General features: G+C 70.7%; 12 protein-coding genes. 1 reads left to right on the top strand and 11 read right to left on the bottom strand.

Annotated features, from left to right (window positions below; genetic code table 11):
• Nucleotides 1-181: 181 nt before the first annotated feature.
• Nucleotides 182-3,145 (bottom strand): ribonucleoside-diphosphate reductase subunit alpha, encoded by a 2,964-nt coding sequence (locus tag HS109_05265; protein ID MBE7521778.1) that lies wholly within the window; start codon nucleotides 3,143-3,145, stop codon nucleotides 182-184.
• Between the two features lie 638 nt (nucleotides 3,146-3,783).
• Entirely contained in the window at nucleotides 3,784-4,470 is a 687-nt protein-coding gene (pdeM, locus tag HS109_05260) for a ligase-associated DNA damage response endonuclease PdeM (protein MBE7521777.1), read from the bottom strand.
• Nucleotides 4,471-4,709: 239 nt separating this feature from the next.
• Between pdeM and HS109_05255 the strand changes: the two genes are divergently transcribed.
• Nucleotides 4,710-5,516: a hydroxypyruvate isomerase family protein gene (locus HS109_05255; protein ID MBE7521776.1), complete on the top strand. Its 807-nt coding sequence runs from the start codon at nucleotides 4,710-4,712 to the stop codon at nucleotides 5,514-5,516.
• 29 nt (nucleotides 5,517-5,545) lie between these two features.
• Here the strand turns inward: HS109_05255 and HS109_05250 are convergent, their stop codons facing one another.
• The 9 genes from HS109_05250 to HS109_05210 form a co-directional block, all read right to left on the bottom strand.
• Nucleotides 5,546-6,418, bottom strand: a complete 873-nt coding sequence (locus HS109_05250; GenBank protein ID MBE7521775.1) for an ABC transporter permease — start codon at nucleotides 6,416-6,418, stop codon at nucleotides 5,546-5,548.
• 2 nt (nucleotides 6,419-6,420) lie between these two features.
• Nucleotides 6,421-7,362: an ABC transporter permease gene (locus HS109_05245; protein MBE7521774.1), complete on the bottom strand. Its 942-nt coding sequence runs from the start codon at nucleotides 7,360-7,362 to the stop codon at nucleotides 6,421-6,423.
• A gap of 49 nt (nucleotides 7,363-7,411) precedes the next feature.
• Nucleotides 7,412-8,935, bottom strand: a complete 1,524-nt coding sequence (locus HS109_05240) for an ABC transporter substrate-binding protein (GenBank protein MBE7521773.1) — start codon at nucleotides 8,933-8,935, stop codon at nucleotides 7,412-7,414.
• 128 nt (nucleotides 8,936-9,063) lie between these two features.
• Complete coding sequence (locus tag HS109_05235; protein ID MBE7521772.1) at nucleotides 9,064-10,140, bottom strand: dipeptide ABC transporter ATP-binding protein; 1,077 nt, start codon at nucleotides 10,138-10,140, stop codon at nucleotides 9,064-9,066.
• Between the two features lie 175 nt (nucleotides 10,141-10,315).
• On the bottom strand, nucleotides 10,316-11,335 hold the full coding sequence (locus tag HS109_05230) for an ABC transporter ATP-binding protein (GenBank protein ID MBE7521771.1): 1,020 nt from the start codon (nucleotides 11,333-11,335) through the stop codon (nucleotides 10,316-10,318).
• Nucleotides 11,332-12,054 carry a DUF1028 domain-containing protein gene (locus HS109_05225; GenBank protein MBE7521770.1) on the bottom strand — a complete coding sequence of 241 codons (723 nt, stop codon included), beginning with the start codon at nucleotides 12,052-12,054 and terminating at the stop codon, nucleotides 11,332-11,334. The genes HS109_05230 and HS109_05225 overlap by 4 nt, the downstream gene beginning before the upstream one ends.
• A gap of 45 nt (nucleotides 12,055-12,099) precedes the next feature.
• Nucleotides 12,100-12,867, bottom strand: a complete 768-nt coding sequence (locus HS109_05220) for an SDR family oxidoreductase (GenBank protein MBE7521769.1) — start codon at nucleotides 12,865-12,867, stop codon at nucleotides 12,100-12,102.
• Nucleotides 12,868-12,879: 12 nt separating this feature from the next.
• Nucleotides 12,880-13,656 carry an SDR family oxidoreductase gene (locus HS109_05215; GenBank protein ID MBE7521768.1) on the bottom strand — a complete coding sequence of 259 codons (777 nt, stop codon included), beginning with the start codon at nucleotides 13,654-13,656 and terminating at the stop codon, nucleotides 12,880-12,882.
• Nucleotides 13,657-13,723: 67 nt separating this feature from the next.
• Nucleotides 13,724-14,908 (bottom strand): alanine racemase, encoded by a 1,185-nt coding sequence (locus tag HS109_05210; GenBank protein ID MBE7521767.1) that lies wholly within the window; start codon nucleotides 14,906-14,908, stop codon nucleotides 13,724-13,726.
• Nucleotides 14,909-15,007: the final 99 nt, after the last annotated feature.

Below are 15,007 nucleotides of genomic sequence, written 5' to 3'. Positions count from 1 at the left end.
GTTCGCGCCCTCGTGGTCCTCGGTGCCTGCCTCGCGCGGTCCTTCGTGCCCAGGTTCCGCGCCACCTTCTCCGCACGCGCGCCCGGCGACGGTGCTGTCGGTCGCCGGGTCGCTTCGGCGGATCACCGATGCTGCTCCTCGATCCGCGGGCCCGGACACGCACCGGGTCCGCGACGGGGAATCACTGGCATGCCTCGCAGCCGGGATCGTCGATCGCGCAGAACTTCGGCGCGTCGATCTCGGCCACCGGCTGCTTCGAATTCGCGGCCGCGCTCGCCCGGATCGACGAGGACGCGGACGCGGCGGGCATGCCTCCCGACGCGGGCACCGCGTTCAGTTCGCCGCCCTTGCCGGTCGACTTCTCGGCCGAGGTGGCCGCGAGCGAGCGCAGGTAGTACGTCGTCTTGAGCCCGCGCACCCACGCGAGCTTGTAGGTCTCGTCGAGCTTCTTGCCCGACGCGCCCGCCATGTAGATGTTGAGGCTCTGCGCCTGGTCGATCCACTTCTGCCGGCGCGCGCCGGCCTCGACGATCCACGCCGGCTCGATCTCGAAGGCCGTCGCGTACAGCGTGCGGAGATCCGCGGGCACGCGGTCGATCTTCGCGAGCGAGCCGTCGAAGTACTTGAGGTCGGCGACCATCACGTCGTCCCACAGGTCGAGCGCCTTCAGGTCGGCGACGAGCTGCTCGTTGACGACGGTGAACTCGCCCGACAGGTTGCTCTTGACGTAGATGTTCTGGTACTCGGGCTCGATCGACGCCGCGACGCCGACGATGTTGGAGATCGTCGCGGTCGGCGCGATCGCCACGCAGTTGCTGTTGCGCATCCCGTGCGCCTTGATGCGCCCGCGCAGCGCGGTCCAGTCCATCGACGAACTCTCGTCGATGTCCACGTAGCCGCCGCGTTCCTCGCGCAGGAGCTTGAGCGAGTCCTGCGGCAGGATGCCGCGGTCCCAGAGGCTCCCCGCGTACGAGCTGTAGCGGCCGCGCTCTTCGGCGAGCGCGGTGGAGGCCCAATAGGCGTGGTAGCAGACCGCCTCCATCGAGGAATCGGCGAAGGCGAGCGCCTCCTGCGACGCGTAGGGAACGCGCAAGAGGTGCAGGCAGTCCTGGAAACCCATGATGCCGAGCCCCACCGGCCGGTGCTTGAGGTTCGAGTTGCGCGCCTTCGCGACCGCGTAGTAGTTGATGTCGATCACGTTGTCGAGCATGCGCATCGCGGTCGCGATCGTCTTCGCGAGCTTCGCCTGGTCGAGGACGTAGCGATCGCCCTGGCGGACCATGTGGGCGAACAGGTTCACCGAGCCCAGGTTGCACACCGCGATCTCCGTCTCGCTCGTGTTGAGCGTGATCTCGGTGCAGAGGTTGCTCGAGTGGACCGTGCCGACGTGCTGCTGCGGCGAGCGAACGTTGCAGGCGTCCTTGAACGTGATCCAGGGGTGCCCGGTCTCGAAGAGCATCGAGAGCATCTTGCGCCAGAGCTGGACCGCGGGGATCTTCTTGTGGAGCTTCAGTTCGCCGCGCGCCGCGCGGTCCTCGTGACGCTTGTACGCTTCCTCGAACGCGTGGCCGAACTTGTCGTGGAGGTCGGGGCAGTCCGAGGGCGAGAAGAGCGTCCAGTCGCCGCCCTCCATCACGCGTTTCATGAACAGGTCGGGAATCCAGTTCGCCGTGTTCATGTCGTGCGTGCGGCGGCGGTCGTCGCCGGTGTTCTTGCGCAGTTCGAGGAACTCCTCGATGTCGAGGTGCCAGCTCTCGAGGTAGGTGCAGACCGCGCCCTTGCGCTTGCCGCCCTGGTTGACGGCGACCGCGGTGTCGTTCACGACCTTGAGGAACGGCACCACGCCCTGGCTCTTGCCGTTGGTGCCCTTGATGTGCGAGCCCATCGCCCGGACGTTGGTCCAGTCGTTGCCGAGCCCGCCGGCGAACTTGGAGAGCAGCGCGTTCTCCTTGATCGCCTCGTAGATGCCGTCCAGGTCGTCGGAGACGGTCGTCAGGTAGCACGACGAGAGCTGCGAGCGGTGCGTGCCCGAGTTGAAGAGCGTCGGCGTGCTCGACATGAAATCGAAGGTCGACAGCACGTCGTAGAACTCGATCGCGCGCGCCTCGCGCTGGACTTCGTTCAGCGCGAGGCCCATGGCGACGCGCATGAAGAACCACTGCGGCAGTTCGAAGCGGCGGCCCGCATTCCCGTACTCCGCGTACTGGTCGACGAGGAAGTAGCGGTCGTAGAGCGTCTGCAGGCCGAGGTAGCCGAACTGGAGATCGCGCTCCGGCTTGAGCGCCGCGCCCACCTTCTTCAGATCGAACTGCAGCAGCGCCTCGTTCAGGAGCCCGATCTTCACGCCGTGCTTGACGAACTGCGGGAACGCCTCGGGGTAGCGCGCCGCCATGTCGGCCTGCGTCGCCTCCTCGCCGAGCGCCTCGTGGCGCAGCGAGTCGAGCAGGAGGCGCGCGGTGACGTACGAGTACGCCGGGTCCTTCTCGATCAGCGTCCGCGCGGCGAGCACGACCGACTTGCGGACCTCCTCGATCGGCACGCCGTCGTAGAGGTCCTTGAGCGTCGCCTTCAGGATGCGTTCCGGGTCGGCGTCGGGCAGTCCCTCGCAGGACGACTTGACGAGCGCGGTCAGGCGCGCGAGGTCGAGCTTGCGCCGCTGACCGTTCTCGACCACGTGGAGGTCGGCGTCGTGCGTCCTGGCCTGCACATCGTGCTTCGCGGCGCGCTCCTGCGCGCGCTTCTCGCGGTAGAGGACGTAGGCACGGGCGGCCTCGTGCTCGCCGCCGCGCATCAGCGCGAGTTCGACCTGGTCCTGGATCTCCTCGATGTGGATCGCGCCGCCTTCGGGCTTGCGCTTCACGAGCGCGGCGACGACCGACTCGGTGAGGTTCGCGACCTGCTCGCGCACGCGCGCCGACGCCGCGCTCTGCCCGCCGTTCACCGCGAGGAACGCCTTGGTCATCGCGATCGAGATCTTCGACGGCTCGAAGCCCACGACCGCGCCGTTGCGGCGGATCACCTTGTACTGCGAGAAGCGGGGGTCGCTGCCGGTCGCCATCGAACTGCCTGCTTCGCCCACGATCAGGTCACGCGTCGGAATCGGATGCTGTGCTGCGGGGACGGGTGCCGGGGCAGCGATGGACATGGGTGCCTCTCCTGTGAAACTCGTCGTTGTCGTTGGGCGGACGGCCGTCGGCTCGGACCGGGGGCATTCCCGTCAACCCGCGCCCGTCGCGGCATTCCGAGGGGTCCCGCCGTTTGCCCCGCTCGCGTTTCCCGGTCGGTCACAGCCGGCGCCGGGAGCGCCCGGGATTCCGCTTATGAATCAGAATCTACCATATCTTGTGTTCAAGTGGCGGATCAACACCAAGCTTAGTGGGGGAGCGGCGATTTCGCAAGGCGAATATCGTCCACAATCGGAGTCGCGCGAAACGACAAGCGATTCAGGCCATTGCAGGGGTGCCGGAGGGCGTGTCCCGGACTTTTCCCGGCGTTGTCCACCGGGTTGTCCCACGGCCCGACCGTTCGTCGGGAGGCGTGCGACGTTGCGCCGATGCGACAGCATCGGCATGGTGCATGGCGCGCTGCGGCGCAGCATTCAGGAGTCAGGAGTCAGAAGTCAGAGGACAGAGGCGGCGGAGCTTCCGGTGGCGGCGCATTGGGCGCCGATGCGATGGCGTTGCCGCTGCGGGGCGACGATTGGCGACGACGATACGCGCGATCTTGTGCATTGGGCGCCGATGCGATGGCGTTGGCGCTGCGGGGCTCACGGGACGGATCGGCTCAGGGGGGCAACCGGAAGAGTTCGCTGCCCGCGATCGCGACGATGGTCTCGTCGGGCGCGGGCGCGACGATGGCGAGCCCGGTCATCCGTCCGAAGGCCGGCAGGATCGCGCGATGGCGGCCGAGCACGAAGCAGGGCAGCCGCACCGATCCACCGGCGCGGCCGGCGAGGCGGACGCCCGGATGGACGTGGCCGCACAGCGCATAACCGGTGCGCGGGGACACGGGGGCGTGGCAGGCGAGGAACGGCGGCAGCGCGTGGGGCTCGCCGACGACGTCGACACCCCACGCAGCGGGCGGATCGCCGGCGTTCGCGTCGTGGTTCCCGCGCACGAGCGTCACCGCGAGCGACCGATGCGCGTCGCGCCAGGCGCGAAACGCCGTGTCGAGCGCGGGCACGACGCCCGACTTCGCGTGCAGGAAGTCGCCGAGCACGACGAGCCGCGTGGCGCCGCTCGCTTCGATCAATGCGGCCAGGCGCGCGAGATCGTTCGCGGTCGAACCGCGCGGCACCGGGACGCCGCCCGCGCGGAACGCCGCGGCCTTGCCGAGATGCACGTCCGCGACGAACAGCGTGCGCGCGCGGGTCCAGTGGAGCGCGCGGTCGGCGAAGAGTTCCACCGCTTCGCCGCCGACGTTCGTCGCGTAGCGGCCGGCGTGGCGGCCGGCTGGGGGAGGCGATGTCATCGAACGCGGGAAGGCGCCCCGGCGCGGCACTTCGGCATTGCGCGCGGCGAACGCGCCGTGCACACTGGGGCGTGGGTGCGGCGTCCCGATGCGGGACGGGCGCTGCCGGACTGTAGCGCAGGCGTCGGCGCTTTGCGATGGCGTGGCGGCACCGCCGCATGCGCCGGCGGTGTCGACGGCCTCGGGTCGCCCGAGCATCCGCGATCGCCGGCATGGCCCTTTCCCGGATACACCGATCGATGCCCCGATTCTCGGCGAACCTGTCGTTCCTGTTCGGCGAAGTCCCGTTCCTCGAACGGTTCGCCGAGGCGGCGCACGCCGGCTTCCGCGCGGTCGAGTTCACCTATCCGTACGAGTGGCAGGCGGCCGACATCGCGGCCGCCGCGGCGGAGCACGGGCTCGAGATCGCGCTCTTCAACGCGCCGCCGGGCGACGTCGCCTCCGGCGACCGCGGGCTCGCGAGCCTGCCCGGACGCGAACACGAGTTCGCCGCGTCGATCGCGATGGCGCTGCGCTACGCGAAGGAACTCCGCTGTCGTCGGTTGCACGTGCTCGCCGGCGTGATGCCCGACGGCGCGGACGCGCGCGAGCGGGAGCAGCGGCGACGCCTCTACGTGCGTCACCTGAAGTTCGCCTGCGAGGAGGCCGCCGCGTTCGGAGTGACCGTGCTGATCGAGCCGCTCAACCCGCGCGACATGCCCGGCTACCTGCTGTCCACGCAGGCCGAGGCGCACGCGATTCGCGAGGAGGCGGGCGCCGCGAACCTCAAGGTGCAGTTCGACCTCTACCACGCGCAGATCGTCGAGGGCGACCTCACCGAGAAGCTGCGGCGCTACCTGCCGCACGTCGGCCACATCCAGATCGCGGGCGTGCCCGGGCGCCACGAGCCCAACGTCGGGGAGATCAACTACGAGTGGATCTTCCGCCTGCTCGACGAATTGCGCTACGACGGTTACGTCGGTTGCGAATACCGCCCGCTCGCCGGCACGGCCGCGGGGCTGGGCTGGATGTACCAACTCCTCGGGCGCAGGCCGCAGCCGCCCTGATCGGCGCGCGCCGCCGGCGCGGCGCCGCGTCAGGCGTGCCGCGGATCGAGCGCGTCGCGCAGGCCGTCGCCCAGCAGGTTGAACGAGAGCACCAGGAGGAAGATCGACAGGCCGGGCCACACGGCCATCCACGGCGCCTGCTCGACGTAGTTCTTGGCGGTATTGAGCATGCTGCCCCAGGAGGGGGCGGGCGGCTGCTGGCCGAGGCCCAGGAACGACAGGCTCGCCTCGGCGATGACGGCGGCGGCGATCGTCAGCGTCCCCTGCACGATCAGCGGCGGCACGACGTTGGGCAGGATGTGCCGCACCGCGATCCGCAGCGGCGGATTCCCGAGCGCGCGCGCCGCCTCGATGTAGTCCTCGACCTTCACCGACAGCACCTGCGCGCGCGTGAGGCGGATGAAGATCGGCGTGGCCGAGATGCCGATCGCGATCATCGCGTTGGTGAGGCTCGGGCCCAGGAACGCGGCGAGCGCGATCGCGAGGATCAGGAACGGCGTCGCGAGCATCGCGTCGGTCATGCGCGAGATGAGCGCGTCGGGCCAGCGGCCCGCGTAGCCGGCGACGAGGCCGATCGGCACGCCGAGCGAAATCGAGATCGCGACCGAAACGACGCCTGCGGCGAGCGAGGCGCGCGCGCCCCACACGACGCGCGACAGGACGTCCCGGCCGATCTCGTCGGTGCCGAACCAGTGCGCCCACGAGGGGGCTTTCCGCACCAGCGACCAGGAGGTCGCGAGCGGGTCGTGCGGGGCGATCCACGGCGCGAAGGCCGCGAGCAGGACGAAGAACACGACGAACGCCAGGCCGACCATCGCGGCGGGGCGCTTCCCGAGGCGGCGCAGCGCCCGGCGGCCGGGGCTCGCCTCGCGCGGCAGCGCGTCGATCGCGAGCGTCGCCACGGTCAGCCCCGAAGCCGCGGGTTGACGAGGAAGTACGCGATGTCGGCGAGCAGGTTGAGCGCGATGTACGCGGTCGCCGTGAACAGCACCACGCCCTGCACGACCGCGTAGTCGCGGTTGAACACCGCGTCGACGATCAGCTTGCCGAAGCCGGGGATCGTGAACACCTGCTCGGTCAGCACCGCGCCGGAGAGGAGCGTCCCCAGCTCCAGCGCGCCGAGCGTCACGACCGGCGTCAGCGCGTTGCGCAGCGCGTGCTTGATGACGACGACGCGCTCGTCGAGGCCCTTCGCGCGCGCCGTGCGCACGTAGTCCGACGACATGACCTGCAGCATCGCGCTGCGCGTGTGGCGCATCAGCACGGCGGCGATCGCGTTGCCGAGCACGAAGGCCGGCATGATCATCGCCGCGAGGTTCGCGGAGAGGTCCTCGAACGGGCTCACGTAGCCCGAGGCGGGGAGCCAGCCGAGCTGGACCGAGAAGAACAGGATCATCATGATCCCGAGCCAGAAGTTCGGCGTCGAGAGCCCCCACAGCGCCACTGCGTTCGCGACGTAGTCGGGCCAGCGGTTCTTGCAGATCGCCGACACGATGCCCGCGGGAATGCCGATCGAGAGCGCGATGACGATCGCGAGGAACGCGAGCTCGAGGGTGACCGGCAGCTTCTCGGCGATCAGCGCGGTGACCGGCTTCTGCATGCGCAGCGACTCGCCGAGGTCGCCGGTCGCCACGCCGCCGAGCCAGTAGGCGTAGCGCACCGGCAGCGGCTCGTCGAGGTGCATCTTCGCGCGCAGGTAGGCGACGACGCTCGGGTCGCGCTCCTCGCCGGCGAGCACCACCGCGGGGTCGCCGGGCAGGAGTTGCTGCAACCCGAAGATCAGGACGGTGACGAAGAGGAGCGTCGGGAGGATCGTCCCGACGCGTCTCAGCAGGTAGGCCTGCATGGCGGACGCGCCGCTCCGGGCGTGCGGGCCCGGGCCGGCGCGCGTGCGTTCAGTTGAACTTCAGCCCCTGCAGGCGCACCAGTCCGTCGGGCACCGTGCGCAGCCCCGAGAGCCTGTTCGTGTAGGCCCACAGCCAGTGGCGGTGGTAGAGGTAGACGATCGGGCGGTCGACCAGCACGATCGACGCGATCTCCCCGTAGGTCTTGCGGCGCGAGGCGACGTCCGAGGTCGTGCGCGACTGGTTCAGCAGCGCATCGACCTCGCTCTTGCAGTAGCCGGCGTAGTTGAGCGGCTGCTTGCAGGCGTCGAACGAATAGATGTTGCCGTCCGGGTCGGCGCGCCCGCTCCACGCGAGGATGTACGCGTCGAACTGGCCCTTGTCGGCGAGGTTGAGCGAGGTCGCGAACTCGGTCGAGCGGATCGAGACGTCGAACCCCGCCTCCTTGACCATCGCCTGCACGACCTGCGCGATCTTCTGCGCGTCGCTGGTGGTCGCGGTCATCAGCTCGACCTTCGGATTCGGGATGCCCGCCGCGGCGAGGAGCGCCTTCGCCTTCGCCACGTCGCGCTTGGGCACCGGCACGTTCTTCGCGTAGAACGGGTTGTCGGGCGCGACCCACTGGTTGCCGACGGTGGCCTGGCCCTCCATCACGACCTGGACGATGCCCTCGCGGTCGAGCGCGAGCTCGAAGGCCTCGCGCACGCGCGGATCGCGGCCGATCGCCGTGGTCTTCGCGAGGTCGCTCTTGCCGACGTTGAGCGTGATGCCCTGGTAGCCGATCTCGGTGATCTTCGAGAGCTTGAGCCGGCTGTCCGCCGACACCGCCGCGGCGTCCGACGCGGCGAGACGCTCGATGAAGTCGAGCTGGCCGGACTTGAGGTTGGCGAGGCGCACGGTCGAGTCGACGATCGGCAGGTAGACGACGCGGTCGAAGTGGATCGCGCCCTTGTTCCAGTAGCCCGCGTAGCGCTCGAGCACGATGCGGTCCTGCGCGACGCGCTCGACGAACTTGAACGGCCCCGAGCACACCGGATGCGCGCCGAACTTGTCGCCGGCCGCCTGCGCGGCCTTCGGCGACACCATCATGCCGGCGCGGTCCGCGAGCTGCGCGAGCAGCGGCGAGAACGGCTGCGAGAGGTTGAGCCGCGCGGTCATCGGATCGACGACGTCGACGCTCGCCACGAGCGAGAGTTCGCCGCGGCGGTTGCTTCCCTGCATCGTCTTGTGCCGCTCGATGTTGAACTTGACCGCGGCGGCGTCGAGCTTCTCGCCGTCGTGGAACGTGACGCCCGGCCGCACCTTGATCGTCAGCGCCTTGCCGTCGCCCGACCATTGCCAGCTCTCCGCGAGCTGCGGCACGATCGTGAGCTTCTCGTCGATGTCGAACAGCTTGTCGCACAGCGCCGCGAACACGATGCGGCCGACGAAGGTGCGCGCGAGCGTCGGATCGAGGACGTCCGGGTCCTCGGCGAGGCCGAAGCGCAGCGTCTGCGCGAACGACGGCGAGGCGGCGAGCGCGGCCGCGAGGGCGAAGGCGATCGGCAGGCGGCGGATCCACGGGACGAAGGACATGAGGGGCTCCTGGGCGGGCGGCGGGACGGCGAACGGCCGGGAACGCGCGGCGTGGGCGCGGGCTCGACCGGCCGGAGAGCGGCGAGCATAGCACCGCGCCTGCCGTGCGCACGAGGCTGTCGGGATGCTCATGCCTCGGTCGGGGAGGGCGTCGCGCGGCGGAAGGCGGCCTGCAGGGCTTCGAGCCGCGGATTGCGCGGCACCGCGGCGCTCCCCGGGAGGATCGACTCGGCCGGGGCCACCTCGCGCCAGAAGTGGCAGGCGACCGCGTGTCCGTCCGCCGTGGCCTCGAGCGGGGGCGTCTCGTCCGCGCACCGGGGCCTCGCGTGCGGGCATCGGGTGCGAAAGCGGCAGCCGGACGGAGGATCGGCCGGCGTCGGCACGTCCCCTTCGAGCAGGATGCGCCGGCGCTTCGCGGACGGCTGCGGGATCGGGATCGACGAGAGCAGCGCCTGCGTGTACGGGTGGCGCGGCCCGTCGAAGAGCGCGCGCTTGTCCGCGTACTCGACGATGCGTCCGAGATACATGACCGCGATGCGCGTCGCGATGAACTTCACCACCGCGAGGTCGTGCGCGATGAAGATGTAGGAGAGGCCGAAGCGCTTCTGCAGGTCGGTGAGCAGGTTCACCACCTGCGCCTGGATCGACACGTCGAGCGCGGACACCGGCTCGTCGCAGACGACGAGGCGCGGCTCGACCGCGAGCGCGCGCGCGATGCCGATGCGCTGGCGCTGGCCGCCGGAGAACTCGTGCGGGTAGCGGCGCGCGTGCTCGGGCGCGAGCCCCACGAGCCGCAGGATTTCGCCGACGCGCTCGGCGCGGCGGCCCTCCGCGAGGCCGTGGAGGGCGAGCGGCTCCTCGATCGTCTGCGCGACGGTCATCCGCGGGTTCAGGGAGGCGAACGGATCCTGGAAGATGATCTGCATCGCGCGGCGATTCCGGCGCATCGCGGCTTCGGGCAGCGCGACGATGTCCTCGCCGTCGAAGCGCACCTTGCCCGACGTCGGCTCGAGGAGCCGCAGGACGAGGCGACCGGTGGTCGACTTCCCGCAACCCGACTCGCCGACGAGCGCCAGCGTCTCGCCGACCGCGACCTCGAAGCTCACGCCGTCGACCGCGCGCACCGCGCCGGACGCGCGCGAGAAGAAGCCCTTCCGGATCGGGAAGTGCTTGACCAGGTTCTCGACGCGCAACAGCGGGGTCATCGACAACGGGGAGGGACTCGAAGGGCGTCGGGCTGAAGGCCGACCCACGAAGGCAAGGCAGCGGCGTCGGGCTGAAGCCCGACCCACGAAGGCACGGCAGCGGCGTCGGGCTGAAGCGCGACCCAAAGCGCGGGTTCTCGTGGGTCGGCCTTCAGGCCGACGCTGTTCATCGCGCTCACGCGGCCCTCACGTCGGGAATCCCGAGCGGCGCGCGCCAGCACGCGGCCTCGTGGCCGTCCCGCATGCGCACGAGCGGCGGCTGTTCGCGCCTGCACTTGTCGATGACGAACGGGCAGCGCGGATGGAACCGGCAGCCGCTCACCGGACGGGAGGGCGTGGGCACCTGTCCCTCGATCGCCGCGAGCCGGTCCTGCTCGAGATGGAGTTGGGGGATCGAGCCGAGCAGGCCGATGGTGTACGGATGCTGCGGCTCGGCGAACAGCGACGCGACGCCTGCGCGTTCGACGACTACGCCCGAATACATCACCGCGACATCGTCGGCGACTTCGGCGATGACGCCGAGGTCGTGGGTGATGAGGATGATCGCGGTGCCCGTGTCCTCGCGCAGTTCGCGCATCAGGTCGAGGATCTGCGCCTGGATCGTGACGTCGAGCGCGGTGGTCGGCTCGTCGGCGATGAGGACGCCGGGCTCGCAGGCGAGCGCCATCGCGATCATCACGCGCTGGCGCATGCCGCCGGAGAGCCGGTGCGGGTAGTCGTGGTAGCGGGACTCGGGCGACGGGATGTGCACGCGCCGGAGCATGTCGATCGCGAGAGCGCGCGCCTCGGCCTTCGACACGCGGCGGTGGCGCAGGATGCCCTCGGCGATCTGGTCGCCGACCGGGTAGGCCGGGTTGAGCGAGGTCATCGGCTCCTGGAAGATCATCGCGATCCGGTTGCCGCGAAGCTCGCGGAGTTCGGAGGGCGCGAGCTTCAGGAGGTCGACGCCGTCGAGCCGGATCTCGCCCGAGGCGATGCGCCCCGGCGGCTGCGGCACGAGGCCCATGATCGACATCGCCGTGACGCTTTTGCCGCAGCCCGACTCGCCCACGATGCCGAGCGTGCGTCCCGCCTCGACCGTGAGGCTCACGCCGTCGACGGCGGCGAACTCGCCGTCGTCGGTGGCGAAGCGGGTGACGAGCCCCCGGATCTCGAGGAGCGGCCTCGCGCCCGCGCGGACATCGGGTGGATTCATCGCAACGTGCGGGCCGCACGTGCGGCGGCGAAGCGCTCGACTTCGGCTTCGATGGCCGCACGGTCGATGATGCCCTCGGGACGCGCCTTCGTCGGCAGGCAGGCGGTGAACGGGACGAATCGCTCGAGGCTCCTCTCGTGGAGCCGCCGCAGCTCGACGAGCGGATCCTCGTGGTCGTCGACGCGCAGCGTGAGCGACGGATAGTCCTCGGTAGTCACGATGAGGAGCGCGGCCGCCTGCTTGCCGCGCTTGTCGCCGCCGGCGGCTTCGCCGGCCTCGAGCGCGCCGATCAGGCGTTCGGCGAACGGCAGCAGCGCGAGGCGCTCATAGGCGAACGCCGTCGCCGCGAGGACCTCGGCGCCCGCGAGCATGTTGCCCGCGATCGACCAGCCCGCGCCTGCGAGGTGCCCGCACCAGCCGATGCAGGCCGCGCCGGTGTGCGCGCCGACCTGTCCATGCGCATCGATCATGTGGAGCTGCCGGTGGTCGCGGCCGCCGTCGCCGGCCACGAGCGCGCGCACGGCCTGTGGCGCGGGCATGCCCGACGCGAGCAGCGCGAGTCCCGCGTTGCCGTAGAGCGGGTTCATCAGCGCCTGCGTCGACAGGGCGCCGACGCCGCTTCGTGCGTGCGGGCACAGCGCACCGACCGCGAAGAAGCGGCTCGCGATCGCGATGCCGAAGGCGCCGGAAGCGTCGCGAGCGAGGATCGACCAGGTCATCGGCGTCGAGGGGCGCGCGGAGCGGGTGTCGGGTCGGGCGCGGCGCTACATGTTCACGCTCATCCCGCCATCGACGAAGATCGTCTGGCCGGTGAGGTAGGACGCTGCGTCGGAGGCGAGGAACACCGCGAGGCCGGCGAGTTCGTCCGGCCGGCCCCAGCGCTTCATCGGCGTGCGCAGGTTGACCCAGGCGACGAAGTCGGGATCGTCGAGGAGCGCGCGGTTCATCTCGGTGGCGAAGTAGCCCGGCGCGATGGCGTTGACCCGGATGCCCATCGGCGCGCACTCCACGGCGAGTCCGCGCGTCAACTGACGCACGCCCCCCTTGGCCGCGGTGTAGGGCACCACGTTGGGCCGCGCGAGTTCGCTCGTGAGCGAGGCGATGTTGACGATGCTGCCGCGCCGGCGCTTCGCCATGCCGGGAATGGCCGCCTGCGCGCACAGGAACGGGGCGGTCAGGTTGGTCGCGATGATCGCGTCCCAGTCCGCCTTCGGGAACGCGCCGATCGGATGGCGGCGCTGGATGCCGGCGTTGTTGACCAGGATGTCGAGCGTGCCGTGGCGTGCCTCGATCGCCGCGATGCCGGCGGCGACGGCGGCAGCGTCGGTCACGTCGAAGGCGGCGATGTCGGTCTTGCGGCCGTCCGCAGACATCTGGCGCGCGGCCGAGTCGAGCGCCGCGGCATCGCGCCCGTTGAGCACGACCGTCGCGCCCGCGTTCGCGAGCCCGGCGGCGATCGCGTGTCCGAGGCCCCGGGCGGCGCCGGTCACGAGCGCCACGCGGCCGGTCAGGTCGAACGGGTTCCCGGGCATGGCGCGCGGCGGCTACGCGAGCGACTGCGCGTCGCCGTCGATCGGCAGCGCGTGTCCGTCGATGTTGGCGCCGAGCTTCGAGGCGAGGAACACGATCGCGTTGGCGATGTCCTCCGCGGTGACGAAGCGCTTGAGCGAGGTCTTCGCGACGAACTCGTCGCGCACCGTCTCGAACGGCAGGTTGCGCACCTTCGCCTTGCCGGCGATCACCCGGTCGATACGGTCCCCCGCGACCGCTCCCGGGCAGATCGCGTTGACGCGCACGCCGAAGCCGCCCAGTTCGATCGCGAGCGACTTGGTGAAGCCGATCACGCCCCACTTGGTCGCCGCGTAGGGCGAACGCAGCGGAAAGCCGAAACGCCCGGCGGCCGACGACAGGTTGACCATGCTGCCGTTCGTGCTCGCCTTGAGCAACGGAATGGCGCGCTGCGCGCACAGGAACATGCCGGTCAGGTTGACGTCGAGCGTGCGCTGCCAGTCGGCGAGCGCGACGTCCTCGCAGGCCGCCGTCGGACCGGCGATCCCCGCGTTGTTGACGAGCGTGTCGAGTCCGCCCAGGCGCGTGCGGACCTCGCCGAACAGGCGGTCGACCGCGGCCGGGTCGGCGACGTCGCAGGCGACCGCGGCGAGCTTCGGGTCCGAGCTCGCGAGCGCGGCGAGCGCGGAGGCGTCGATGTCGCAGACGAGGACCCTCGCGCCCTCCGCGGCGAAGGCGCGCGCGGTGGCGAGCCCGAGTCCGCTCGCACCGGCGGTGACGAGGGCGCGGTGGCCGTCGAGGTCGAGTTTCATCGCGGATCCCTGGGGCTGAGGCCGCGGCCGCGGCGTCGGCCGAAGTGTACTCCGACGGCCTTCGGGACTAGAAATGCGTCGTGATCGCGTCGACGACGCGGTAGTCGTCGTCGACGATCGGCATGAAGCGCCACTTGTCGAAGGTGGTGCACGGGTGCGAGATCGCGCAGCCGACCATGTCGCCGACCTCGAGCGAGGCGTCCGCGGGTAGCGCGAGATAGGCGTGCTGGTCGTTGAGCGCGGTGACGGTGAAGCCTCCGGCCAGCGGCACCGGCTTCGCGTCGACCCCGGGGCGGAAGCGCCAGCGCGGGTAGGGCAGGTGGATGTCGTAGGGAACGTCGCGCTTGCCCATCGTGAGAATCGCGAGCGCCGGCTCCGGCCGCGACTGCACGTACGACCACACCTCGATCGCGTCGCGCAGGCCCTCGCCCAGCGCGACGATCGAAGGCGTGCGTTCGCGCATCCGCGCCGCGGCCAGCGCGTAACGGTCCGAATCGTGGGTGAGGTAGCAACCGCTGCGCAGGATCACCTGCGCGCGCCGGCCGCCCGCGACGCGGGGCAGTGCGGTCACGAGGTCGAAGTACGCCGAGCCTCCGGCGGAGAGCAGGACCGGGTCCGCGTCGATGAGTCCTTCGGCGACCGACCGTCCCGCGACCTCGGTCATGAACGCGACCAGCTCGATGATGCGCGACTCGCGCTCCGCGAGCGTGGCGCCCGGTGCCGCGCCCTCGTAGCCTTCGATCCCTGCGAGCGTGAGCCAGGGCCGCGCCGCGGCGACGCGGCGCGCGACCGCCATCGCGTCGTCGACGGTGCGGCAGCCGGTGCGTCCACCGGCGAAACCGCATTCGACGAGGAGCGAGAGCGGGCGGCCGGCGTGCCTCGTCTTCGCCGCCGCGGCGAGGCGGTCGACCAGCGCCACCGAGTCGACGATCGCGAAGAACTCGAAGCCGGGGTCGCGCGCGAGTTCGTCGAGCGCGTAGGCGATCGCCTGGCGGCCGACGAGCTGGTTCGCCATCAGCACCCGTGCGATGCCGGCGTCGCGGCAGACGCGAAGCTGCTGCACCGTCGCGACCGTGATGCCCCAGGCGCCGTCGGCCATCTGGCGGGCGAAGAGCTCCGGGCTCATCGTGGTCTTGCCGTGCGGCGCGATCGCGACGCCGGCCGACGCGAGAAAGGCGCGCATCCAGCGGGCGTTGTGGTCGAGCGAGGACGCCTTGAGGAGCGCGAGCGGCAGCGGCAGGTCCTCGCGCATCACGTTGAAGCCGCGCGAGCCGATCGTGCGCGGGTCGAGCGGGTCGATGCCGGCGGGCAGGCCCTTGGTGCGGCCGTCGAGGTGCGGTTCCGCCGTCAC

The sequence above is a fragment of the Burkholderiales bacterium genome, assembly GCA_015075645.1.
Taxonomy (GTDB): Bacteria; Pseudomonadota; Gammaproteobacteria; order Burkholderiales; family Casimicrobiaceae; genus VBCG01.
This window is presented reverse-complemented; position numbering and strand designations above follow the sequence as displayed.

Bases quoted from the DNA above. Each gene is read 5' to 3' on its own strand.
- HS109_05265 (MBE7521778.1), bottom strand. From the start codon at position 3,145: ATGTCCATCGCTGCCCCGGCACCCGTCCCCGCAGCACAGCATCCGATT.
- pdeM (MBE7521777.1), bottom strand. From the start codon at position 4,470: ATGACATCGCCTCCCCCAGCCGGCCGCCACGCCGGCCGCTACGCGACG.
- HS109_05255 (MBE7521776.1), top strand. From the start codon at position 4,710: ATGCCCCGATTCTCGGCGAACCTGTCGTTCCTGTTCGGCGAAGTCCCG.
- HS109_05245 (MBE7521774.1), bottom strand. From the start codon at position 7,362: ATGCAGGCCTACCTGCTGAGACGCGTCGGGACGATCCTCCCGACGCTC.
- HS109_05240 (MBE7521773.1), bottom strand. From the start codon at position 8,935: ATGTCCTTCGTCCCGTGGATCCGCCGCCTGCCGATCGCCTTCGCCCTC.
- HS109_05235 (MBE7521772.1), bottom strand. From the start codon at position 10,140: ATGACCCCGCTGTTGCGCGTCGAGAACCTGGTCAAGCACTTCCCGATC.
- HS109_05230 (MBE7521771.1), bottom strand. From the start codon at position 11,335: ATGAATCCACCCGATGTCCGCGCGGGCGCGAGGCCGCTCCTCGAGATC.
- HS109_05225 (MBE7521770.1), bottom strand. From the start codon at position 12,054: ATGACCTGGTCGATCCTCGCTCGCGACGCTTCCGGCGCCTTCGGCATC.
- HS109_05220 (MBE7521769.1), bottom strand. From the start codon at position 12,867: ATGCCCGGGAACCCGTTCGACCTGACCGGCCGCGTGGCGCTCGTGACC.
- HS109_05215 (MBE7521768.1), bottom strand. From the start codon at position 13,656: ATGAAACTCGACCTCGACGGCCACCGCGCCCTCGTCACCGCCGGTGCG.
- HS109_05210 (MBE7521767.1), bottom strand. From the start codon at position 14,908: ATGCGCGAGGACCTGCCGCTGCCGCTCGCGCTCCTCAAGGCGTCCTCG.